Annotated in this window: 17 protein-coding genes; 8 read left to right on the top strand and 9 right to left on the bottom strand. The window is 66.4% G+C overall.

Going from position 1 to position 21,115, the window contains the following annotated elements; translation table 11 throughout:
- Window positions 1-103 precede the first annotated feature (103 nt).
- Complete coding sequence (tam, locus tag F3J43_RS00425; RefSeq protein ID WP_166882853.1) at window positions 104-880, top strand: trans-aconitate 2-methyltransferase; 777 nt, start codon at window positions 104-106, stop codon at window positions 878-880.
- Window positions 881-1,109: 229 nt separating this feature from the next.
- On the opposite strand, the gene F3J43_RS00420 is transcribed toward tam, so the two are convergent.
- Complete coding sequence (locus F3J43_RS00420) at window positions 1,110-1,979, bottom strand: LysR substrate-binding domain-containing protein (protein WP_166882852.1); 870 nt, start codon at window positions 1,977-1,979, stop codon at window positions 1,110-1,112.
- A gap of 264 nt (window positions 1,980-2,243) precedes the next feature.
- On the opposite strand from F3J43_RS00420, the gene F3J43_RS00415 reads away from it, so the two are divergent.
- The 5 genes from F3J43_RS00415 to F3J43_RS00395 all read left to right on the top strand — a co-directional run bounded on the left by F3J43_RS00415 (window position 2,244) and on the right by F3J43_RS00395 (window position 8,428).
- Window positions 2,244-3,560 (top strand): MFS transporter, encoded by a 1,317-nt coding sequence (locus tag F3J43_RS00415; protein ID WP_166882851.1) that lies wholly within the window; start codon window positions 2,244-2,246, stop codon window positions 3,558-3,560.
- 14 nt (window positions 3,561-3,574) lie between these two features.
- Window positions 3,575-4,966, top strand: coding sequence for an FAD-dependent oxidoreductase (locus F3J43_RS00410; RefSeq protein WP_166882850.1), 1,392 nt, complete (start codon window positions 3,575-3,577; stop codon window positions 4,964-4,966).
- A gap of 163 nt (window positions 4,967-5,129) precedes the next feature.
- A complete protein-coding gene (locus F3J43_RS00405; RefSeq protein ID WP_166882849.1) occupies window positions 5,130-5,840 on the top strand; it encodes a YebC/PmpR family DNA-binding transcriptional regulator in 711 nt (236 codons plus the stop codon).
- A gap of 85 nt (window positions 5,841-5,925) precedes the next feature.
- Window positions 5,926-6,870, top strand: coding sequence for a LysR family transcriptional regulator (locus F3J43_RS00400; RefSeq protein WP_166882848.1), 945 nt, complete (start codon window positions 5,926-5,928; stop codon window positions 6,868-6,870).
- Window positions 6,871-7,018: 148 nt separating this feature from the next.
- On the top strand, window positions 7,019-8,428 hold the full coding sequence (locus tag F3J43_RS00395) for a DOPA decarboxylase (protein WP_166882847.1): 1,410 nt from the start codon (window positions 7,019-7,021) through the stop codon (window positions 8,426-8,428).
- Window positions 8,429-8,452: 24 nt separating this feature from the next.
- Here the strand turns inward: F3J43_RS00395 and F3J43_RS00390 are convergent, their stop codons facing one another.
- Together F3J43_RS00390 and F3J43_RS00385 are read right to left on the bottom strand one after the other, a co-directional pair.
- Complete coding sequence (locus F3J43_RS00390; protein ID WP_166882846.1) at window positions 8,453-9,052, bottom strand: hypothetical protein; 600 nt, start codon at window positions 9,050-9,052, stop codon at window positions 8,453-8,455.
- A 131-nt stretch (window positions 9,053-9,183) separates the two neighbouring features.
- Window positions 9,184-10,092, bottom strand: coding sequence for a hypothetical protein (locus F3J43_RS00385; RefSeq protein WP_166882845.1), 909 nt, complete (start codon window positions 10,090-10,092; stop codon window positions 9,184-9,186).
- A gap of 367 nt (window positions 10,093-10,459) precedes the next feature.
- Between F3J43_RS00385 and katG the strand changes: the two genes are divergently transcribed.
- Window positions 10,460-12,688 (top strand): catalase/peroxidase HPI, encoded by a 2,229-nt coding sequence (gene katG / locus F3J43_RS00380; protein WP_166882844.1) that lies wholly within the window; start codon window positions 10,460-10,462, stop codon window positions 12,686-12,688.
- Window positions 12,689-12,760: 72 nt separating this feature from the next.
- Here the strand turns inward: katG and F3J43_RS00375 are convergent, their stop codons facing one another.
- Together F3J43_RS00375 and F3J43_RS00370 are read right to left on the bottom strand one after the other, a co-directional pair.
- Window positions 12,761-14,098 carry an MFS transporter gene (locus F3J43_RS00375; RefSeq protein WP_166882843.1) on the bottom strand — a complete coding sequence of 446 codons (1,338 nt, stop codon included), beginning with the start codon at window positions 14,096-14,098 and terminating at the stop codon, window positions 12,761-12,763.
- Between the two features lie 197 nt (window positions 14,099-14,295).
- On the bottom strand, window positions 14,296-14,526 hold the full coding sequence (locus tag F3J43_RS00370) for a hypothetical protein (protein ID WP_166882842.1): 231 nt from the start codon (window positions 14,524-14,526) through the stop codon (window positions 14,296-14,298).
- Between the two features lie 117 nt (window positions 14,527-14,643).
- Between F3J43_RS00370 and F3J43_RS00365 the strand changes: the two genes are divergently transcribed.
- Entirely contained in the window at window positions 14,644-14,793 is a 150-nt protein-coding gene (locus F3J43_RS00365; RefSeq protein WP_166882841.1) for a hypothetical protein, read from the top strand.
- A 6-nt stretch (window positions 14,794-14,799) separates the two neighbouring features.
- On the opposite strand, the gene F3J43_RS00360 is transcribed toward F3J43_RS00365, so the two are convergent.
- The 4 genes from F3J43_RS00360 to F3J43_RS00345 all read right to left on the bottom strand — a co-directional run bounded on the left by F3J43_RS00360 (window position 14,800) and on the right by F3J43_RS00345 (window position 21,019).
- Window positions 14,800-15,588: a DNA/RNA non-specific endonuclease gene (locus F3J43_RS00360; protein ID WP_166882840.1), complete on the bottom strand. Its 789-nt coding sequence runs from the start codon at window positions 15,586-15,588 to the stop codon at window positions 14,800-14,802.
- A gap of 66 nt (window positions 15,589-15,654) precedes the next feature.
- Complete coding sequence (locus tag F3J43_RS00355; protein WP_205297542.1) at window positions 15,655-17,811, bottom strand: GAF domain-containing hybrid sensor histidine kinase/response regulator; 2,157 nt, start codon at window positions 17,809-17,811, stop codon at window positions 15,655-15,657.
- Between the two features lie 161 nt (window positions 17,812-17,972).
- Window positions 17,973-19,598, bottom strand: a complete 1,626-nt coding sequence (locus F3J43_RS00350; RefSeq protein WP_166882838.1) for a methyl-accepting chemotaxis protein — start codon at window positions 19,596-19,598, stop codon at window positions 17,973-17,975.
- Window positions 19,599-19,819: 221 nt separating this feature from the next.
- Window positions 19,820-21,019, bottom strand: a complete 1,200-nt coding sequence (locus F3J43_RS00345) for an NAD(P)/FAD-dependent oxidoreductase (RefSeq protein ID WP_166882837.1) — start codon at window positions 21,017-21,019, stop codon at window positions 19,820-19,822.
- Window positions 21,020-21,115: the final 96 nt, after the last annotated feature.

Genomic DNA, 21,115 nt, shown 5'->3' with positions numbered 1-21,115 from the left:
TGCGTGCCTATGCGATGCGATGCTCCAAGCCTAGTCGGTTCGAGAGGCGGGCAAGCTGCGCGATGGCATATGCTTGCAGCATCGTCCATAGAAGGAGACATCCATGGCCTGGTCCGCCACTCAGTACTCGCTGTTCGAAGACGAGCGCACCCGCGCGGTGCGCGACCTGCTCGCCGCCGTGCCGCCGCGCCCGGTACGCCATGCCACCGACCTGGGCTGCGGCCCGGGCAACTCCACCGAGGTGTTGCTGCAACGCCACCCCGACGCCCAGGTCAATGCCCTGGACAGCGACCCCGACATGATCGACAAGGCTCGCCAGCGGCCACGCCTGAGCATTCCACGGGTGCAATGCGAGATTGCCGATATCGCCGGCTGGTGTGCCAAGGAGCCGCAAGATCTGATCCTCGCCAATGCCTCGCTGCAATGGCTGCCCGACCATGGCCAGCTTTATCCGCACCTGGTGCGCCAGCTCAGCGAGGGCGCCAGCCTTGCGGTGCAGACCCCGGACAACCTCGACGAGCCGGCCCATCGCCAGTTGCGCGATATCGCCAGTCGCGGGCCATGGGCCGACAAGTTCGCCGATTTCAGCCTGCCTGCCCGGCACAATGCGGCGTTCTACTACGATTTGCTGAGCCCGTTGTGCGCGCGGGTGGATGTGTGGCGAACCACGTACCATCATCCGCTCGAAGGCGGCGCCGAGGCGGTGGTGGAATGGTTCAAGGGCTCGGCCTTGCGGCCGTACCTGGCGCGGCTGGATACCCGGGAACAGGCGGACTTCCTGCAGTTGTACCGGCAGGCGATGCAGCGTGACTATCCTGTGGCCTGCGATGGCAAGGTGCTGCTGCCGTTTCCCCGATTGTTCGTGGTGGCCACGCGCTAGGGGCTGTGTGAAACGTCTTGAGACGAAGGTCAGGCAAGGCGAAAACAGCCGAGGAACGGCCGGGGCGCGCGCCCGACTTTACGGCTTGTGAATGAGCATTCCGAGGCTGTTTTCAACGCAGCATCACCGAGTATCCAGGCTTTTCACCCAGGGCAGGGCTTAGAACACGCCGCCCAGGTCAACCAGCAGTGCCGCAGCGACCTGTATGGGGCAAGGGGCGGAGCCGCTTTCAGGTATCGGCCAGCACCATTTCCAGGAAGGTCTCCACCACCCGACGCGTGCGTTGTTCCCTCAGGCACACCAGTGTTTCGGTCAGATGCCGCTGGCAATCCACGATCGGCAACGCACAGACCCGCGCATCGGCGCCGAATTCCGCCGCCGACACCACGCCGACCCCGATCCCGACTACCACCGCTTCCCGCGCGGCCTCCCGGCCTTCCACCTGAATCGCCGGGCGGATGCGCAAGCCCGCTCGCTGCATCTCTTCCTCCAGCGTCTGTCGTGTCACCGACCCTGGCTCGCGCAGCACCAACGGTGTGTCGTCCAGGTCGGCAAGGCTGATCGAGCCACGGCTGGCCCACGGGTGCTGGTGGGCGACGAAGGCCACCATCGGGTCACGGCGCATCGGTACGCAATACAGCCGTTCATCGTCGACATCGCGCCCGAGCAGGGCCAGGTCGGCCTGGTAGCTGAACAGTCGCGCCAGCGACTCGTCGGTGTTGCCGGTCTCGATCTTCACCTGGATTCCCGGGTAGCGCTGGCAGAACCGCGCGACCTGCGGCAGCACGTGCACGGGGGCGTCCACCGCCAGCGTCAGGCTGCCGGTGTGCAGGGCGCGGGAGTCCTGCAGCAGTTCGAGCGCCTCGGCTTCGCAGGCGAACAGGCGCTGAGTCACCCCCAGCAGCCGCTCGCCAAGGTCGGTCAGTTGCACCGAACGCTTGTTGCGATGGAACAGCAGCACCCCGAAGCGCTCCTCGAGCTTGCGCACCTGGTCGGACACCGCCGGCTGGGTGAGAAACAGCTTTTGCGCCGCGCGGGTGAAGCTGCCTTGCTCGGCGACGGCATGGAATGCCTTGAGTTGAGCGTGGGAGACCGACATGTGCACTCCGGTGAAAAGCTGGGCTTATGTGTGAAATACGATAAATCGATTTTATTTATCAGTCAGCAGCTGTTTCCATGTGTTTCAACCCGACGTCGCTGCCACAAGCAGCGCCATGTCGGCCATGGCAGCGCCGCGGTCACGCCCGATCGCCGTCGCCATCTGACCAGATGACGTCCCTCCGTCATGCAGTGCGCAACACAACAACAAGACAGGCGTTTTTTCACATTCAGCCGGCACACTCGAGCAAGAGGTCAGAGTCAAATGAATCAATCCCTGGGCGCCATCAAGCGTTGGCGCATGCAGATCTTCGCCATCACCTGGCTGGCCTACGCGGCCTTCTACTTCACCCGCAAGGCTTTCTCGGTCGCCAAGCTCGGCATCGGCGAAGACCCGACGTTCATGCTCGACAAGGCCGCCATGGCCAACCTCGACGGTATCTACCTGGCCGCCTATGCCGTGGGCCAGTTCACCTGGGGCATGCTGGCCGATCGCTTCGGCCCGCGCGTGGTGGTGCTCGGCGGGCTGCTGATCTCGGCAGCGGCGGCGGTGGTGATGGGCAGCTACGCGACCTTCCCGATCTTCGCCACCTGCATGCTGGTCCAGGGCCTGGCTCAGTCCACCGGCTGGGCGGGACTGTGCAAGAACATCGGCAGCTTCTTCCCCGCCGCGCAGCGTGGCCGCGTGCTGGGGCTGTGGAGCTCGTGCTACGCCTTCGGCGGCCTGGTCGCCTCGCCATTCGCCGGCTGGTGGGCCTATACCCTGGTCGGCACCTGGCACGCGGCATTCTTCTCCAGTGCCGCGGTGGTGGCCGGGGTGGCGCTGCTGTTCTTCATCTTTCAGCGCAACAAGCCCGAGGACGTCGGCCTGCCTGCGGTGGAGCCGGAGCCAGAGAGCATGGCGCCGGGCGGCCACCTGTGCAGTGTCTGGGCACCGCTGCGCGAGATCCTGCGCAACCGTACGGTGCTCACCCTGGGCCTGGCCTACTTCATGCTCAAGCCGGCGCGCTACGCCATCCTGCTGTGGGGGCCGGTGATCGTCTTCGAGCAGATGCCGTCGGTGGGCAAGGTGGGGGCGGCGATCATTCCCACTGCCTTCGAACTGGCCGGGCTGCTGGGCCCGATCATCATCGGCCTGGCCTCGGACAAGCTGTTCGGCGCCCGGCGCATGCCGGCCTGTGTCATCAGCCTGCTGCTGCTGACCCTCACCCTGGCCGGGTTCATGGCGGCGATGCACAGCGGCAGCGTGATGCTGGTGGTGGCCCTGCTGTTCGTCATGGGCCTGACGCTCTACGGCCCGGACTCGATGATCAGCGGCGCCGCCGCCATCGACTTCGGCACCGCCAAGGCCGGCGCCACCGCCGCCGGCTTCGTCAATGGCTGCGGCTCGGTGGGCGCGGTGCTCGGTGGCTTGCTGCCGGGCTACTTCGACAGTGTCACGGTGTTCCTCATCTTTGCCGGCACCGCGCTGTTCGCCGCCTTGGTGCTGCTGCCGCACTGGAACAGCCGCCCGGCGAGCGTGCCCCAGGCCAACGACGTGGCCCCCAATACCAGCATGGCAATCAAGCCATTGCGTACCTGAAGGAAAGCGAAGCGATGAGACCGTTCTGGCTGCAACAGGCCCTGGACCAGGAAGAGCAGGCCGCATGCCCGCCGCTGGTGGGCGACGCGCGCTGCGATGTGTGCATCGTCGGTGGCGGCTACACCGGCCTGTGGACCGCGCTGATGCTCAAGGAGCAAGCGCCGCAGCTGGACGTGCTGCTGATCGAGGCCGACATCTGCGGTGCCGGGGCCAGCGGGCGCAATGGCGGCTGCGCGCTGTCCTGGTCGGCCAAGTACTTCACCCTGGAGCGTCTGTTCGGCGTGCAGGAGGCGGTGAGACTGGTGCGCGAATCCGAGCGCAGCATCGCCGCCATCGGCAGCTTCTGCGCGGCCAACGGCATTCGCTGCGACTACCGCATGGACGGTACGTTGTACACCGCCACCAACCAGGCCCAACTGGGAGGCACCGACGCGGTGATCGCGGCGCTGGAGCGCCAGGGCATCAATTCCTTCCAGCGCTTGCCCCTCGAGCAGTTGCAGCGCCTGGCCGGCTCCGAACTCCACCTGGAAGGCTGGTACTCGCCAGCCGCCGCCACGGTGCAGCCGGGCCGCCTGGTGCGCGGTTTGCGGCGGGTGGCGCTGCAGCGCGGGGTACGCATTCACGAGGGCACGGCGATGACCGGGCTGACGCATGGCGCGCCGGCAACGCTGCGCACCCGCACCGGGAGCATTCGCGCCGACCGCGTGGTGCTTGGGCTCAATGCCTGGATGGCACGTGCCTTCCCGCAGTTCGAGCGCAGCGTGGCGATCGTCTCCAGCGACATGGTCATCACCGAGCCGTGCCCGGAGCTGTTGCGCCAGATAGGCCTGGACAGCGGTGTCAGCGTGCTCGATTCGCGGATCTTCGTGCATTACTACCACAACACCTCCGATGGCCGGCTGATGCTCGGCAAGGGCGGTAATACCTTCGCCTATGGCGGGCGCATGCTGCCAGTGTTCGACCAGCCGTCGCCGTACCGGCCGCTGCTGCGCGACAGCCTTGCCGAGTTTTTCCCGGCACTGGCCGAGGTGCCATTGGCGGCGAGCTGGAACGGGCCATCGGACCGTTCGGTGACAGGCTTGCCGTTCTTCGGCCGGCTCGATGGGCAGGGCAATGTGTTCTATGGCTTTGGCTATTCGGGCAGCGGGGTGGGGCCGTGTCACATGGGCGGGCAGATCCTCTCGTCGCTGGCACTGGGGCTGGACAATCCCTGGACCCGCTCGCCACTGGTCAAGGGACCGTTGGGGCAGTTTCCGCCGGAACCGATCCGTTACCTGGGGTCGCTGATGGTGCGCAACGCCATCCGCCGCAAGGAGCGGGCCGAAGACCGTGGTGTGCGGCCGCGGCGGCTGGATGTGCGGCTGGCGAAGTTCGCGGCGGCGGCAGGCAAGGCCGACAAGGGCTGAGGCTGTCGGGTTCGCCGGTGCCAACCAGTGCGTTGCCGGTTTCGCCGGCACGCTTGCGCAGTGATGCGATTTCTTGTCGAACCGGGCAGCAAGGGCGTATAAACTCTCCCCACTTTTTGGCCGGTCGCTTCCTGAACCGGCCGCTGAAACAAAGAGAGTCGATATGGGCGCACAGTGGAAAGCCAAGCATAGAGAAACGGCGGCCAACGCCAAAGGCAAGATCATGGGCAAGCTGGCCAAGGAGATCCAGATCGCTGCCAAGTCGGGCGCCGACCCGGACATGAACCCGCGCCTGCGCCTGGCCATCGTCCAGGCCAAGAAAGCCTCGATGACCCGTGAGACCCTGGAGCGTGCGATCAAGAAAGGCGCGGGCCTGGACGGCGAGGCCGTGCAGTACCATGCCGTCAGCTACGAAGGCTTCGCTCCGCACCAGGTGCCGCTGATCGTCGAGTGCCTGACCGACAACATCAACCGCACCGTGGCGCAGGTCCGCGTGCTGTTCCGCAAGGGCCAGCTGGGCGCCAGTGGTTCGGTTGCCTGGGACTTCAACCATGTCGGCCTGATCGAGGCCACCCCGGAAGGTGATGCCGATCCGGAAATGGCGGCCATCGAAGCCGGTGCCCAGGACTTCGAGGACGGTGAGGAAGAGGGTTCGACCCTGTTCATCACCGACACCACCGATCTGGACGCGGTGCAGAAGGCCCTGCCGGAGCATGGCTTCACCGTCACCTCGGCGAAGATCGGCTACACCCCGAAGAACCCGGTAAGCGCCGCCAGCCTGAGCGCCGAGGCCCTGGCCGAGGTCGAGGCGTTCCTCGAGGCGATCGACGAGAACGAAGACGTACAGAACGTCTATGTCGGCCTGACCGACTGATCCGAGTGACGCCAGCGCGGGGCAGGCCCGCTTCCACGCATGCCGTGGGAGCGGCCTGTCCCGCGCTCATTTGTGGACCTGCGCCATGCATCCTGCCTTCGCTGCCCTCAGTCTCGCCCACTTGCGTACCCTCGACTGCCTGCTGCAGTTGAAGAACCTCAGCCATGCCGCCGAACGCCTGGGTTGCAGCCAGCCGGCCCTGAGCCGCCAACTGGCCAGCCTGCGCGACGCCTTCGACGATCCGTTGCTGATCCGCCAGGGCCGCGGCTATGTGCTCAGCGAGCATGCCGAGACGCTGGTCGAGCCGCTGCGCCAGGTGCTCGACGAGCTCCAGGCGCTGCGCCAGCCCGCGGCGTTCGACCCGGCCCGCTGCGAGCGGCGCTTCTGCCTGGCGGCCTCGGACTATGTCGCCGAGCACATGCTGCCGCTGCTGGTGGCGGCGCTGGCACGCGAGGCGCCGGGTGTGTCGCTGGAGTACCGCACCTGGCAGGCCGGACAATATGCCTTGCTCGCCAGCGGCGAGATCGACCTGGCCACCACGCTGTTCGACGAGTCGCCAGCCAACCTGCACGGTCGCCTGCTCGGCGAGGACCGCGCGGTGTGCCTGATGCGCCATGACCACCCGCTGGCGGCGTTGGCGGCGCTGGAGCAGGGCGACTACCTGGCCTACCAGCATGTCCGGGTATCCGGCGGCGGCGACAAGGACAGCTTCATCGACCGCCACCTGCGCGCCCAGGGGCTGCAGCGGCGGATCAGCCTGGAGGTGCCGTTCTTCAGCGCCATGGTCCAGGTGATCGGCAATGGTCAGGCGCTGGCCACCGTGCCCGAGCACATCGCCCGCCAGTTGGCACGGTTGCACGGCCTGGCCTGGCGGCCACTGGGTTTCGTCGAGCACACCCAGCGCTACTGGGTGGTCTGGCACCAGCGCCTGCAGGCTTCGGCCGAGCACCGCTGGCTGCGCAACCGGGTGTTCGAGCTGTGGCGCCAGTCGCAGTTCGGCGTGCAGGGCGGGCATGCGTCTTTGCCATAGCAGGTATGCACGAAGCGGGGTTATTCAACAGGGGATAGCGGCCTAGACTGCGAGGCATCGTGTTGCCTGTGCCGGGGGCTACGTGGGAGCGGGCTTGCTCCGCGGCAGGCTCGGCCAAGGCAGCGGACAACCCACAGGAGAGCGCCGCGTGACCCCAGAACAATTTCGCCAGTACGGCCACCAACTGATCGACCTGATCGCCGACTATCGCCAGAGCGTCGGCGAACGTCCGGTGATGGCCCAGGTCGAGCCCGGCTATCTCAAGGTCGCGCTGCCACAAGGCGCGCCGCAGCAAGGCGAGCCGTTCCAGGCCATCCTCGACGATGTCGACAGACTGGTGATGCCCGGCCTGTCCCACTGGCAGCACCCGGATTTCTACGGCTACTTCCCCTCCAACGGCACCCTGTCGTCGGTGCTCGGCGACTTTCTCAGCACCGGCCTGGGCGTGCTCGGCCTGTCCTGGCAGTCGAGCCCGGCCCTGAGCGAGCTGGAAGAAACCACCCTCGACTGGCTGCGCCAGTTGCTGGGCTTGAGCAGCCAATGGAGCGGCGTGATCCAGGACACCGCCTCGACCAGCACCCTGGTGGCGCTGATCTGTGCCCGCGAACGGGCCACCGACCATGCCCAGGTGCGCGGCGGCCTGCAGGGCCAGGCCAGGCCCCTGATCGTCTACGTCAGCGCCCATGCCCACAGCTCGGTGGACAAGGCCGCGCTGCTGGCCGGATTCGGTCGTGACAACATTCGTCTGATTGCCACCGACGAGCACTTCGCCATGCGCCCGGAGGCGCTGCGCGAGGCCATCGAGCGTGACCTGGCCGCCGGCAACCAGCCGTGCGCGGTGGTCGCCACCACCGGTACCACCACCACCACCGCGCTGGATCCGCTGCGTCCGCTCGGCGAGATCGCCCAGGCCAACCAGCTATGGCTGCATGTGGACTCGGCGATGGCGGGTTCGGCGATGATCCTGCCGGAATGTCGCTGGATGTGGGACGGCATCGAGCTGGCCGATTCGGTGGTGGTCAATGCCCACAAATGGCTGGGCGTGGCCTTCGATTGCTCGATCTACTATGTGCGCGATCCGCAGCACCTGATCCGGGTGATGAGCACCAACCCGAGCTACCTGCAGTCGGCGGTCGATGGCGAGGTGAAGAACCTGCGCGACTGGGGCATTCCGCTGGGGCGCCGGTTCCGTGCGCTGAAACTGTGGTTCATGTTGCGCAGCGAAGGGGTCGAGGCGCTGCAGCAACGCCTGCGTCGCGACCTGGACAACGCTCGCTGGCTGGCGGGGCAGGTCGAGGCAGCGGGGGATTGGGAGCTGTTGGCACCGGTGCAGTTGCAGACCCTGTGCATCCGTCATCGTCCGGAGGGACTGGAGGCCGACGCACTGGACGCGCACACCCGAGCCTGGGCCGAGCGCTTGAATGCCTCAGGTGATGCCTATGTCACCCCGGCGACCCTGAACGGGCAGTGGATGGTACGTGTTTCGGTGGGCGCGCTGCCGACCGAGCGCGAGCATGTCGAGCGGCTCTGGCAGCGGCTGCAGGCGGTCGTGGCCTGACCGGCAGGGCTTGCATGCAGGCCCTCATGCCGCGCCTTGCAGCAACAGCCGCAGCGATGCGTCGAATTGTTTCAGCGCCTCGGCCTGCACGGCCTGCTCTTCATCCAGCTGGCGGACCGGTCCGAGGCCATCCGCGCCCTTGCGGGCCAGCCCTTCGGCGCGTCCGATGTAGGTGAGCTGGTCATCGAAGAACCGCGCCACCACGCTGGCCTCGATGCCTGCTGCCGCCAGTTGGCTCTGGGTGTCGAGCAGCACGATCACATCAGGCCGATTCGCGAGCAAGGTGTCGAGGTCGTCATAGAAGGTGACCTCGGCAAATTGCCGGGCCAGCGACTGTGCCAGCCAGCCATAGGCCTGGTTGTGGCCCAGGGTTGCCACTGGCGTGGCGGTGGCCTTGCCTGGTCGAGCCTGGTCGCGGTGCCGCTGCAAGTAGTCCAGCGTCGCCGTGGCGTTGCGCCCGAGCAGCACCGCCACGCGCTGGCCGTGGTTCAGGCTGACGCTGGACAGCTCGGTGGCCGAATAGAAGTGGCCGTAAGGTTGCGCCGCCTGTTGGCCGGCAGATGTGGCGCACCCGCTCAGGGCGGCGAGCAGGGCCAGCAGGGCGGCGATCATGCCGGTTTTCATCGAGCGTGCCTCGTCGAAGATCCAATGTCGCCATCTTCCTCGCCCCTGTTCTTGGGCGGAACTCGATGGCAAGCATGATGGCTATCGACGCAGTTGATGGAGCTGCGCAGCGCGCAAGGCAGGCTGCCGGCTCATGGCTTGCGGGTGGGAGCGAGCAAGGGTGGGGGATCGGCTTGGCCGTCCTGGCTGCCCATCATCGTGGAAAAAGACGGCATGTTGTGCTCATCGAGAAACTTCTGGGCCACCGCCAGTGTCACCGGTCGGTTATCCATCCAAGGCTGTTGCCACTGCTCTGAAATGTACAGCTGCGGGGTGGCCGCAGGCTCCAGGCTGCCATCGACAAAGTGGAATGACTGGGTCACGTGCAGGTGTTCGCCAACATAGCTGGCACTGTCCACAACCCAGGAAAACCGCAGCACCTGATGTTGCCCCTGGCGCTCCACGACAAAGCCGTTGGCAAAGCTGACCGGGCGGGTTTGCCCGCTGATCTGGTCCTTCATGACACCTGTACTGCGGTAGGCACTATAGGGCGATAGGGCGCCCGTACGCAGTTGCGCTACCTCTGGTGGAACCGGGGTGCCACTGAGCTGCCTGCCCTTCGGATCAAGGATGAGCACGTTGAGCAACTGGTCATCGTGCAGGGAGTAAAGCTGGTTGGTGAGGGTCAGCACTACTTCGGGAATGCCATCGCCATCGAGGTCCGTCACCTGATATTGCGCGTGAGTCGGGATCTGCCTGTAGGTCAAGGGCGCTGTGGCCGGATAGTCACGGAAACGTTGGTCTTTGGCCGTGTGGGTGATTTCCAGCGTCTTTACCGGAACACGGTTCAACAACAGTGTGATGAGGTCGGGTTCACCCACGAAAAGCTCATCGTGCTGGGCCCACTGGGCGACCGTCGTGCGATCGGTTTTCAGCTCCACTGCCAAGGGCTGCTTGAGCTCGGTGACCTGTTGGCGGTGTTCTGCCAACGGTTTGATCAGGTCCTGAAAGAGGCCGGACCAGAACGCGAGCGCAGTCACGGCAAAAGCGACTCCACCCATGACACGATGGCGCCTGACAAAGGCAACCAGACGTCTGAACAGCTTCCTGCATATCCGCTTCATTATTGCGCGCAGTTCCTTCGATCCCGGCAGTATCTGTGTTCAGTGCTTGAGAGGCGCAGACTATCACAGGGCAACATCATCTCTATTAGCTCTCTGGCGCGGCTCGACTAGTCTTTCTGCGGGCTCCTCGGAAATGGGTGTTTCGGACGGTCTGGGTACAAGGCGTCGTCATTGCCGGCACAGCCCGGCCACCCTTGATGAGGGGCGACGCGCAGCGTTGGCCGGCGCCAAGCGGATGCCTGGCAGCACACCCACAAGAACGTGCGAAAGCCTGAATAGACCCGACCTAAGAAGGTAGAAGCAGATGTCGAACGAATCGAAATGCCCGTTCCATCAAACCGCAGGTGGCGGCACCAGCAACCGTGACTGGTGGCCTGATCAGCTCAACCTGAAGATTCTCCACCAGCATTCGCGCAAGTCCGATCCGATGGATCCGGACTTCGACTACGCCAAGGCGTTCAGGAGCCTCGACTTCCAGGCCCTCAAGCAAGACCTCAAGGCCTTGATGACCGACTCCCAGGACTGGTGGCCGGCCGACTTCGGCCACTATGGCCCGCTGTTCATCCGCATGGCCTGGCACAGCGCCGGCACCTACCGCATCGGTGACGGACGCGGCGGCGCCGGCTCCGGCCAGCAACGTTTCGCGCCGCTCAACAGCTGGCCGGACAACGTCAGCCTGGACAAGGCACGTCGTCTGCTGTGGCCGATCAAGCAGAAGTACGGCAACAAGATCTCCTGGGCCGACCTGATCGTGCTCACCGGCAACGTCGCCCTGGAGTCGATGGGCTTCAAGACCTTCGGCTTCTCCGGCGGGCGTGTCGATGCCTGGGAGCCGGATGAGGATGTCTACTGGGGCTCGGAAACGATCTGGCTGGGCGGTGACGTCCGCTACGGCAAGGCCGAGGCCGCAGGCAAGGGCGACCTGGTGGCCGAGCCGGCCAAGCGTCCCGAAGAGCACAGCCGCAACCTGGAGAATCCGCTGGCCGCGGTGCAGATGGGCCTGATCTACGTCAACCCGGAAGGTCCCGATGGCACGCCCGACCCGGTCGCTTCGGCCAAGGACATCCGCGACACCTTCGGGCGCATGGCCATGAACGACGAAGAAACCGTAGCCTTGATCGCGGGTGGCCATGCCTTCGGCAAGACCCACGGCGCCGGCCCTGCCGACAATGTCGGCCCAGAGCCGGAAGCCGCGGGGCTGGAGCAACAGGGGCTGGGCTGGAAGAACCGCTTGCGCACGGGGGTGGGCGCCGATGCCATCACCAGCGGCCTGGAGGTGATCTGGACCTCGACCCCGACGCGCTGGAGCAACGAGTACCTGGAGAACCTGTTCAACTTCGACTGGGAGCTGACCAAGAGCCCGGCCGGAGCTCATCAATGGCGCCCGAAAGGCGGTGCCGGCGCCGGGCAGATCCCCGATGCTTTCGATACGGGTAAACGCCATGCCCCGGCGATGCTCACCTCCGATCTGGCGCTGCGTTTCGACCCGATCTACGAACCTATCGCCCGGCGCTTCAAGGACCACCCCGAGCAGCTAGCCGACGCGTTCGCCCGCGCCTGGTACAAGCTCATCCACCGTGACATGGGGCCATTGGCGCGCTACCTCGGTCCGGAGCTGCCCAACGAGGAACTGCTCTGGCAGGACCCTTTGCCCAAGGCCAGTCATCCGTTGCCGGGCGAGGCCGACCTCGCGACGCTCAAGGCCAAGGTACTGGCCTCGGGCCTGAGTGTTGGCGAACTGGTGGCCACCGCATGGGCCGCGGCCTCGACCTTCCGTGGTTCGGACAAGCGTGGCGGTGCCAATGGCGCTCGCCTGCGACTCGCACCGCAAAAGGACTGGGCGGCGAACACAGGCACGGACAAGGTACTGGCGGCGCTGGAAAAGATTCGCGGCGAGTTCAACGCCGGTGGCCGGCATATCTCCCTGGCCGACCTGATCGTCCTGGCGGGCGGCGCAGCGGTGGAGAAGGCCGCCAAGGACGCCGGACATGCCATCGGCGTGCCGTTCCGCCCGGGTCGGGTCGACGCTGCGCAGGCGCAGACCGATGTCGAGTCGTTCGCCGTGCTCGAGCCCCTGGCCGATGGTTTTCGCAACTTCACCAAGGCGCGCTACAGCGTCAAGGCCGAGCGGCTGCTGCTGGACAAGGCCCAGTTGCTGACCCTCACCGCGCCCGAAATGACTGTGCTGATCGGGGGGCTGCGGGTGCTTGGCGCCAACCACGGCGGCAGCAAGGACGGGGTGTTCACCGACAAGGTCGGGGTGCTCAGCAACGACTTCTTCCGCCACTTGCTGGACATGGGCGTGGAGTGGAAGCCGACCTCGGCCGACAACGAGGCATTCGAAGGCCGTGAGCGCAAGACCGGACAGCTGAAATGGACGGCGAGCCGGGTCGACCTGGTGTTCGGCTCCCATGCCCAGTTGCGGGCCATCAGCGAGGTCTATGGCAGCAGCGATGGCCAGGCGAAGTTCGCCAAGGACTTTGTCGCCGCCTGGGTGAAAGTCATGGAGCTGGATCGTTTCGACCTGTTCTAGGCCGTTCGGCAACGACGCCCCGGTGGTCCATGGCTGCCGGGGCGTTGTCGTGTTCGCGAGCGCAAGGCTGGATCAGCGCGTCGCCTGCACGGCAGGTGCTGGCAGCGGTGGCGTGTCCGGCTCATGCAGCGAGATCTTGGCGGTTTCTGGCAGCGCCATGCCACCGATCAGGGCCAGCAGGGCGATGGCCACCAGGTAGAAGGCTGGCGCCAGGCGACTGCCGCTCAGCTCGATCAGCCAGGTCGCGACCAGGGGGGCTGTGCCGCCGAACAGGGTGTAGGCGACGTTGTAGGTGATTGCCGAGGCGGTATAGCGGCTGCGTGTCGGAAAACACTCCGACAGCAGCGCGGCAGTGACCACGCCACTGAGCAGTGCCCCCACCGCCAGCAGCAATACCCCCAGCAAGGCGCCCGACAGCGAGCCGGAACTGGCCAGCCAATAGGCAGGGAACACTGTGAGCATCACCCACAGGCAGGTGATACCGATGGTCCGCCGCCGACCGATGCGGTCGGACAACGCCCCGGCCAGCGGGCAGCCGGCAGCGGCAAACAGCAGCGCCACGGTGGACACCAGCAACGCTTCGGCGCGGCTGAGCTGGCCGACGGTCTGCAGGTAGGTGGCGAAGTAGGTGGTGAACATGTAGAACGACAGCGCCGTCAGCGAGATGAACAGGCCCAGGTTGCGGATGGTCCGGCCGTGGTGGCGCAGGGTGTCGCCCAATGGCGAGTGGGCGTGGGCCTTGCCCTCGGCCATGGCCTGGCGAAAGGCCGGCGTCTCTTCCATGCGCCAGCGCAGGTACAGGCCCACCAGCCCCAGGGGAGCCGCGACCAGGAACGGCACGCGCCAGCCCCAGGCGTTCATCGCCTCGGCGCTCAGGCAGGTCTCCAGCCCGTAGGCGATCACCGCCGCGCAGGCGAACGCCGAGAACGTCGACACCGGCACGAAGCTGCCATGGAACGCGCGTTGCTCGCGAGGTGCGTGCTCCATCAGGTAGGCACAGGCACCGGCGTACTCACCGCCGGCGGAGAAGCCTTGCAGGCAACGTGCGGCGGTCAACAGCGCAGGGGCCAGCACGCCGATGCTGGCGTAGGTGGGTAACAGGCCGATCAGGGTAGTGGAGCCGGCCATCAGCAGGATGGTCAGCGACAGGATGCGCTTGCGCCCCAGGCGGTCGCCCAGGGCGCCGAACACGATGCCGCCCAGCGGGCGCAGGGCGAAGGCCACGGCGAACACGGCGAAGGTTTTGAGCAGGGCGACGCCAGGGGCTTCGCTGGCGAAGAACTGACTGGCGATCAGCGTGGCGAGAAAGCCGTAGACGGCGAAGTCGAACCATTCGACGAAGTTGCCGATGGCCGAGGCGGCGATCACCCGGCGCAGGGTGGCGGGCGGGACTTCATGGACGCTGGACATGCATGTGCTCTCCGGTGGTCTGGGCAGCCTGGTCGAATACGCCGCGCGCGTTGCGTGGCGGCGCGGTTCTTTCTGGCCAGTAGACCGGGAGGCGGGGGAGTGTGCATCGTCTTGGGCGACACTGGTTTATCCGTTACGGCCTTGAGGCCCATGCGCAACGGGTGAGGCCCGGCAGGGCAGCCGGGCCGAGGTGCACGTTATTCGGTCTTCTTGACCTCCTTCTCCACGTGCTTCTTGGTCTTGTGGTGTTTCTTGCTGGTGTGCGTGGCGCTTTTGGCGGCCGGCTTGGCATCTTGCTTCATGCCGCTGTCGGCCGGCTTGGCATCTGGCGTCATGCCCTGGGTGGTATCGCCTTCGGCAAAGGCCAGCGGGCTGGCGGCAACGGTGGCCAGCAGGCTGGCGAACAGAACGGCTTTGATCTTGTGCATGGTGTCTCTCCTGTTGGGATGCGGCGCGCCGTCAATGGCGCATCGCAAGTCTAGACCGGCCCTGGCAGGATTTCCGGCTAGAGTTGCTGGACATGTCCATTTCAGGAGAGATGAAGGATGAAGGCGAGGATGCTGATGGTGATGCTCGGGCTGCTGGTGCTGTGTGGCTGCCGGTACTTCAGCTACCAGGAGAGTTGTACCGACGACCCACAGCAGGTCGACTGTGCCGATCGCGGTGCGCAAGGGGGCGAGCACCGCAGGCGCTGATGTCAGTCATTGCCGGTCGCATCCCGCTGTCACTGGCCAGGTGTGCGACGGGCGCTGGTCTTTAAGGGTGTCGGGCACATCGATCGGCGCTTCGCCCGGCCCCAGCAGCCGCTCGATCTCGCGCACGCTGCGCAGGTAGGGATCGAGGTCGCTGCCCAGCCCGTCCAGGTGCGGGATCCACCAGGCGATCACCTGGGGCCGGTCTTGCTCGTCCTTGGTCAGCAGGACTTTCCAGAACACCTCCGGGGTGGCGATGCCGTGGGATTCGACGAAATGATCGTTGTCCAGCGCCGCGCCGGCGTGGCCGAAGACCACGCCGCCGATCACCGTCACCGGGTGCAGGTCGCGGTAGCACTCGGTCAGCAGTTCGGTCTGGTACCAGGTGCGGCTGTTGTGCGTGGCCAGTTGGGGAACGATGTTGCTCATCAGGTTGGATGCGTCCATCGCCGCGCGGTCGTCATCGAAGTGGTTGTTGGCCGCCAGGTGACCCCGGTGAAAGCCCTTGGGCAGCGAGTACGCCTTGGCTGAGGCCTGCCCCTTGCAGCCCGCCGGCAGGTCGCGGTCGAGGCGGAAGTTGTCGAGGCGCGGCAGTTGGCCCTGATCCTGGCCGAGGGTGAAGCGAAAGCGGTGCGGCTCGCCACGCTGGCAGTCGTACCAGAGGGTGTAGCGGCCACGTTCGAGCACGGTCAATGCCAGGGGCGCGGTGACGCTCGGCTCCAGCAAGGGGCGGGTGGGCAGGCGGAGCGCGCAGGAGGTCAGGGTGAGAAGGAACAACAGGAACAGCAAGCGGCGCATGCAGCGTCTTCCATGAGCGGTCGGGCCGGCATGATAGCGCTGGTGCGCGCCACGGCAAGCCTGGCGTCACGGGCCGCGGCGGCTCAGTACCTCGTTCAGCGACTGGCAGACCTGCTCGGCCGAATAGGGCTTGGCGAGAAAGGCGAATCCCTGGTGCCCGCCTTCGGCGATAGCGTCGCTGTAGCCGGAGGTGAGCACCACCGGCAGGTCTGGGTGGCTGTGGCGCAAGGCAAGGCCCAGGGCCAGGCCGCCCATGCCAGGCATGACCACGTCGCAGAAGACGGCGTCGAACGGTTGTTCGGTCGCAGCAATGCGGGCCAGCGCCTCTTCGGCGCTCCTCGCCCAACTGATGTGGTAGCCGTGGTCGCGCAGGATCTGCGCGATGAAACCACCCACATCGGCATTGTCTTCGACCACCAGGATCCGTTGGCGCTGGCCCTCTGCACTTGGTGCCGGGTGCTCGGGGGCGGCCTCGGTAGCCGACGGGGTCACCTGGGGCAGGTAGAGGGTGAAGGTGGTGCCCTGGCCTTCGCAACTGGTGACCTGGACATCGCCACCTGACTGACGGACGAAACCGAATACCTGGGACAGGCCCAGTCCGGTGCCCTGGCCTGCGGCCTTGGTGGTGAAGAACGGGTCGAAGATGCGTTCGAGCAGGTGCGGGGCGATGCCGACGCCGCTGTCGACCACCGAGATCGCCGCGAACGGCCCAGCCTGGGGGGCCTGGCCACGCAGGCCGGGCATGTGCTGGTCGGCCTGCAGGCGCAGGCACAGGGTGCCTTGGCCGGCCATGGCATCGCGGGCATTGATCATCAGGTTGATCACCGCCGTTTCCAGCTGGCCCAGGTCGGCATGCACATGGCAGGGCGCCTCGGGCAGCTCGAGCCTGACTTCGATGCGCGCGCCGGTGGCGGTGTCGAGCATGTCGGCCATTGCCTCGAGCCTGGGGCCGGCCTCGAACACTTGCGGGCTGAGGGCCTGGCGGCGGGCGAAGGCAAGCAGTTGGCCGGTCAGCTTGGCACCGCGTTCGACCGTGTCGGTCATGGTCTTGAGGTAGCGGTTGCGGCGGGTCTCGTCGAGGTCTGGACGCTGCAGGAAGTGCAACGACGATTGGATGATGGTCAGCAGGTTGTTGAAGTCATGGGCCACGCCACCGGTGAGCTGGCCTATGGCCTCGAGTTTCTGGGCCTGGCGCAACACGGCTTCGGTATGCAGCAACTGGCCGGTGCGCTCCTCGACCCGCTGCTCGAGGGTGGCGTTGAGCGTTTCCAGGGCGGCCATTGCCGCGCGCACTTCGGCAGCGGCCTGGACCCGCTGGATATGCGCCCAGCAGCGTTCGGTGACTTCGCTGACCAGGGTCTGTTCGTAACGGGTCCAGGTACGCGGCCGGCGGTCGTGAATCGCCATCAGCGCGGTCAGCCGGCCATCCTTGATCAGCGGCATGCAGATGGTCGCGGTGATGCCCATGGCCTGGAAGGTCGCCGCCTCCTGCGCCGGCAACTGGTTCAGGTTGTCGTCGATCACCAGGGGCAGGCCGGCGCGCAGGCGGCTGACCGCCAGGCGGCCGAAATCGTTCAGGCGGTACTTGCCCACCAGCGGCGGCAGGCCGGGGGCGACCCAGTCGCCGCAGATGGTGAAGCCGTCCTCGTCGGGCTCCATCACCGCGTAGGCGCAGCTCGACAGTTGCAGGTGTTCGCCGAGCAGGCGGGTGGTGGTGGCCATGATCCGCTCGGGCGCGGTGGCATTGGCCGCAGCCCGGCCCAGGCTGTCGAGGAAGTTCAGGCGGCGATTGGCGATCACGCTGGCGGTGGTTTCGGTGACGGTGTCGAGCATGCCCAGCACGCGACCGTCGTGGTCGCGGATCGGGCTGTAGCAGAAGGTGAAGAAGGCACGCTCGGGATTGCCGCCGCGTTCGATCAGCAGCGGGAAGTCCTCGATGTACACCGCTTCGCCGGCCAGCGCGCGCTGGGCCATGTCGGCGATATCGCTCCAGGCTTCCTGCCACACTTCGCTGAAGGGCCGGCCGAGGGCCTGGGGCTTGCCGCCAAGGATGTCGGCGAAGGCATCGTTGTGCAGGGTGAGCAGGGTCTCGCCCCACAGCACCGCCTGCGGGAAGCGCGAGGCGAGGCACAGGGAGACGGTGGTCTTGAGTACGTCGGGCCAGGCTTGCAGCGGGCCTAGCGCAGTGGCACCCCAGTCGTGGTCACGGATGCGCTCGGCCATGAGCCCGCCACCTTCTAGCCATTTCGCCATGAGCGTTTGCCGGTCCTTTGCGTGAGAGCATCAGAGTGCATCCTGGCCAGGCGCTTGGCGAGCGATTTATGCAAGTGGCATGTCGGGGGATTCCCTCCGGTGCCAGGCCTTGCTGGCGCCGGAGGGAGCGTTCAGAGCTTGAACTGCGCCACCATGGCGTTCAGGTCCACGGCCAGACGCGACAGCTCTTGCGCCGCCGCACTGGTCTGGTTGGCACCGGCCGAGGTCTGCATCGCCAGGTCGCGGATGTTCACCAGGTTGCGGTCTACCTCCCGCGCTACCTGCGCCTGCTCCTCGGAGGCACTGGCGATCACCAGGTTGCGCTGGTTGATCGAGGCGATGGCCGCGGCGATCAGCTCCAGCGCCTGGCCGGCGCCCTGGGCCACTTCCAGGGTACCGCCGGCGCGGCCCTGGCTGCTGTGCATGGCGCTGACCGCGCGCTCGGTGCCGGTCTGGATGGCGCCGATCATCTGTTCGATCTCGGCCGTCGACTGCTGGGTGCGGTGGGCCAGGGCGCGGACCTCGTCGGCGACCACCGCGAAGCCACGCCCGGCCTCGCCGGCCCGGGCGGCCTCGATGGCGGCGTTGAGCGCCAGCAGGTTGGTCTGCCCGGCAATCGAGCCGATCACGTCGAGTACCTGGCTGATCTGGTTGGCGCTGCTGGCCAGTTGTTCGATTTCCTGGGAGGTGCCGGTGACGTCCTCGACCAGGTAGCGGATCGACTCCAGTGCCTGGTTGACCTGGTCACGACCGTCGCGGGTGGTCTGGTCGGCGCTCTTGGAGGCGTCGGCGGTGCTCACCGCGTTGCCGGCCACTTCCTCGACGGCGGCGGTCATCTGGTTGACCGCGGTGGCGGCCTGGTCGATCTCGGCGCTCTGCTGGTGCAGGCCGCGGCTGGTGTCCTCGGTGACCGTGTGCAATTCCTCCGAGGCCGAGGCCAGCTGGTCGGAGGAGGCGGCGATCTGGCGCAAGGTGTCGCGCAGGTTGTGCTGCATGCGCGACAGCGCGCCGAGCAGCAGCGCGGGCTCGTCGCGGCCACGGATGGCGATGTCCTGGGTCAGGTCGCCGGTGGCCACGCGCTCGGCCACACGCACTGCCTCGGCCAGGGGCACGACGATGCTGCGGGTGAGCAGGGTGGCGATGGCGGCCAAGGCCAGCAAGATCACCACCAGGGTGGCGGTGAGCAGGGCGAAGGTTTCGTCGGAGGCATCACTGCTGCGCAGCGAGGCCTGCTCGGCGCCTTTGCTGTTGTACACGATCAGCGCGGCGAGGGCTTTCATCATGCTGTCGGCGTATTCGGCCAGAGGGCCGTTGACCAGGCGTCGGGCCTCGTCGAGCTGGCCACTGCCGACGGCGTCGCGGATGGCTTTCTGCAAGCCATGGTAGCGCTCGCTCAGGCTCAGGAAAGTACTGAACAACGCGCGATCATCGGGGTTGGTGATGGTGTCTTCGTAGGCCTTGAGGTCGGCCTGCAACTGCTGGTTGATCTCGGCGATATGGGCCAGGGTGGCCTGACGTGCGGCGGGAGCTTCCTCGAGGACGCTGCGCAGGGTGAGGGCGCGGGCGCGGCCGAGGTTGCTGCTGACATCGCCCAGGGCCAGTACCGCGGGCATCCAGGTGAGGCGGATCTCGTCAGTGGCGGTGTCCATCTTGCGTGTTTCGTAGAGGGCGATCAGGCCCATGGCCAGGACCAGCATCCCGAGCAGGGTGAAAATGCTGGCTGCGCGAATCCCGATCTTCATGTTCCGTAACTGCATGCGACGCTCCTTGACGGTGGCGGGCAGGCTTCAAGAGCACGGTCTTGACCGGGCTCGGAGGGTTCGCGCTCTCGATGCACTGCTAAGGGTTATATCCTCACGGTTCATGTTGTTTTTTGCGCATGATGCCACAGCGCCATTATTATTGACCAGACGTTCAATGTAATTACGCATACAAGAAAGCCCGTCATATAGTGACGGGCTTTTGCATTTTGTTCTTGTCAGACGATCGCGATCGCCGGGTCAGCCGCCGCCAACGCCAGGGCGCGGTCGGCGGCAGGTGGATAGATCCACACCGAGTTGATCTGGCGCTTGACCGCCTTGCCTTCCTGGCCCTGCAGCTTCAGTTCGCGCTCCCAGCCCTCGCTGAAGGTCGCGCCCCACTCGCCGAGGTCGAGGCAAGTGACGTACTTGGGCTGGCGGTACACCACCGGTGCCAGGCCGAGCAGGTCGGCCATGGCGTTGTTGCCCGAGTGGCGGCCCATGGGAATGGCGTGCTGGCAGGTCATCAGCGCGTGGTTGCCGAGCTCGTCCACGGTGGCCCAGGCCACGTCACCGGTGGCGTAGATATGCGGTTCGCCGATTACCTTCAGATGCTCGTCGACCCGCAACCGGCCCAGGCCATCGCGTTCGCCGGCCAACTGCGCGGTGAGCGGGCTGGCCTTGACCCCGACAGTCCAGATCACGGTCTTGCTGGCGATGTACTCGCCGTTGTCCAGGGTCACGCCACCGGCGTCGACGGCCACCACCGAGGCGCCGGTCAGCCATTGCACGCCAGCGTGCTCCGAGGCGGCGACGATCGCCGGGGTGATGCCCGCACCCAGTGCGGCGCCGACGCTGGCGCCGCGGTCGACCAGCAGCACGCGGGCGATGCCCTCGCCGAGGATGGCGCGCAGGCGGGCGGGCATTTCGGTGGCGGTCTCGATACCGGTGAAACCACCCCCGCAGATCACCACGGTATTACGGGCCGGCGATGCTGGCTGCGCCGCGAGGGCGAGCAGGTGTTGTTCCAGGCGCATGGCCGACTCCATCTGGTCGACGTCGAAGCTGTGTTCGGCCAGGCCCGGTACGGCGGGGCGGGCGACCTGGCTGCCAGCGGCGAGCACCAGGCGGTCGTAGCCGATCTGCTGTGCCTGGCCATTGCTGTCGAGGTAGTCCACCTGGCGCGCGGTGCTGTCGATGCGTTCGGCCTGACCGTGGATGAACGTCACGCCGACGGCTTCGAACAGTTCGCTCAGTGGTGCCTGCATGGCGTGCACGTCGGCTTCGTAGAAGCGTGGGCGGATCCGCAGTTGCGGTTGTGGCGCCAGCACGCTGATGCGCACGTCGCCGCGCTGCGCCTGGTCGAGCAGACGGGCGGCGCTCAGGGCGCTCCAGACGCCAGCGAAACCGGCACCGATGATCAGGATGTGAGGGGTCATGGAGGATGCTCCGCAAGGTGGGGGAAAGGGCTTCGGCGCGGTGTTGGCCTGCAGCCGAATAACTGCGACTTTATTGGTCGTAGTTATATTCGGCAA

The sequence above is a fragment of the Pantoea sp. Cy-639 genome (assembly GCF_011752525.1).
GTDB lineage: Bacteria > Pseudomonadota > Gammaproteobacteria > Pseudomonadales > Pseudomonadaceae > Aquipseudomonas.
Note: the sequence above shows the minus strand (reverse complement) of the source record. Positions and strands in the feature narration are given on the sequence as shown.

What these genes read in the sequence shown, in the direction of transcription:
- F3J43_RS00385 (WP_166882845.1), bottom strand. Translation starts at nt 10,092, where the DNA reads ATGGGTGGAGTCGCTTTTGCCGTGACTGCGCTCGCGTTCTGGTCCGGC.
- F3J43_RS00365 (WP_166882841.1), top strand. Translation starts at nt 14,644, where the DNA reads ATGAAGGCGAGGATGCTGATGGTGATGCTCGGGCTGCTGGTGCTGTGT.
- F3J43_RS00360 (WP_166882840.1), bottom strand. Translation starts at nt 15,588, where the DNA reads ATGCGCCGCTTGCTGTTCCTGTTGTTCCTTCTCACCCTGACCTCCTGC.
- F3J43_RS00375 (WP_166882843.1), bottom strand. Translation starts at nt 14,098, where the DNA reads ATGTCCAGCGTCCATGAAGTCCCGCCCGCCACCCTGCGCCGGGTGATC.
- F3J43_RS00355 (WP_205297542.1), bottom strand. Translation starts at nt 17,811, where the DNA reads ATGGCCGAGCGCATCCGTGACCACGACTGGGGTGCCACTGCGCTAGGC.
- F3J43_RS00415 (WP_166882851.1), top strand. Translation starts at nt 2,244, where the DNA reads ATGAATCAATCCCTGGGCGCCATCAAGCGTTGGCGCATGCAGATCTTC.
- F3J43_RS00390 (WP_166882846.1), bottom strand. Translation starts at nt 9,052, where the DNA reads ATGAAAACCGGCATGATCGCCGCCCTGCTGGCCCTGCTCGCCGCCCTG.
- F3J43_RS00420 (WP_166882852.1), bottom strand. Translation starts at nt 1,979, where the DNA reads ATGTCGGTCTCCCACGCTCAACTCAAGGCATTCCATGCCGTCGCCGAG.
- F3J43_RS00410 (WP_166882850.1), top strand. Translation starts at nt 3,575, where the DNA reads ATGAGACCGTTCTGGCTGCAACAGGCCCTGGACCAGGAAGAGCAGGCC.
- F3J43_RS00350 (WP_166882838.1), bottom strand. Translation starts at nt 19,598, where the DNA reads ATGCAGTTACGGAACATGAAGATCGGGATTCGCGCAGCCAGCATTTTC.
- F3J43_RS00400 (WP_166882848.1), top strand. Translation starts at nt 5,926, where the DNA reads ATGCATCCTGCCTTCGCTGCCCTCAGTCTCGCCCACTTGCGTACCCTC.
- F3J43_RS00405 (WP_166882849.1), top strand. Translation starts at nt 5,130, where the DNA reads ATGGGCGCACAGTGGAAAGCCAAGCATAGAGAAACGGCGGCCAACGCC.
- katG (WP_166882844.1), top strand. Translation starts at nt 10,460, where the DNA reads ATGTCGAACGAATCGAAATGCCCGTTCCATCAAACCGCAGGTGGCGGC.
- F3J43_RS00370 (WP_166882842.1), bottom strand. Translation starts at nt 14,526, where the DNA reads ATGCACAAGATCAAAGCCGTTCTGTTCGCCAGCCTGCTGGCCACCGTT.
- tam (WP_166882853.1), top strand. Translation starts at nt 104, where the DNA reads ATGGCCTGGTCCGCCACTCAGTACTCGCTGTTCGAAGACGAGCGCACC.
- F3J43_RS00345 (WP_166882837.1), bottom strand. Translation starts at nt 21,019, where the DNA reads ATGACCCCTCACATCCTGATCATCGGTGCCGGTTTCGCTGGCGTCTGG.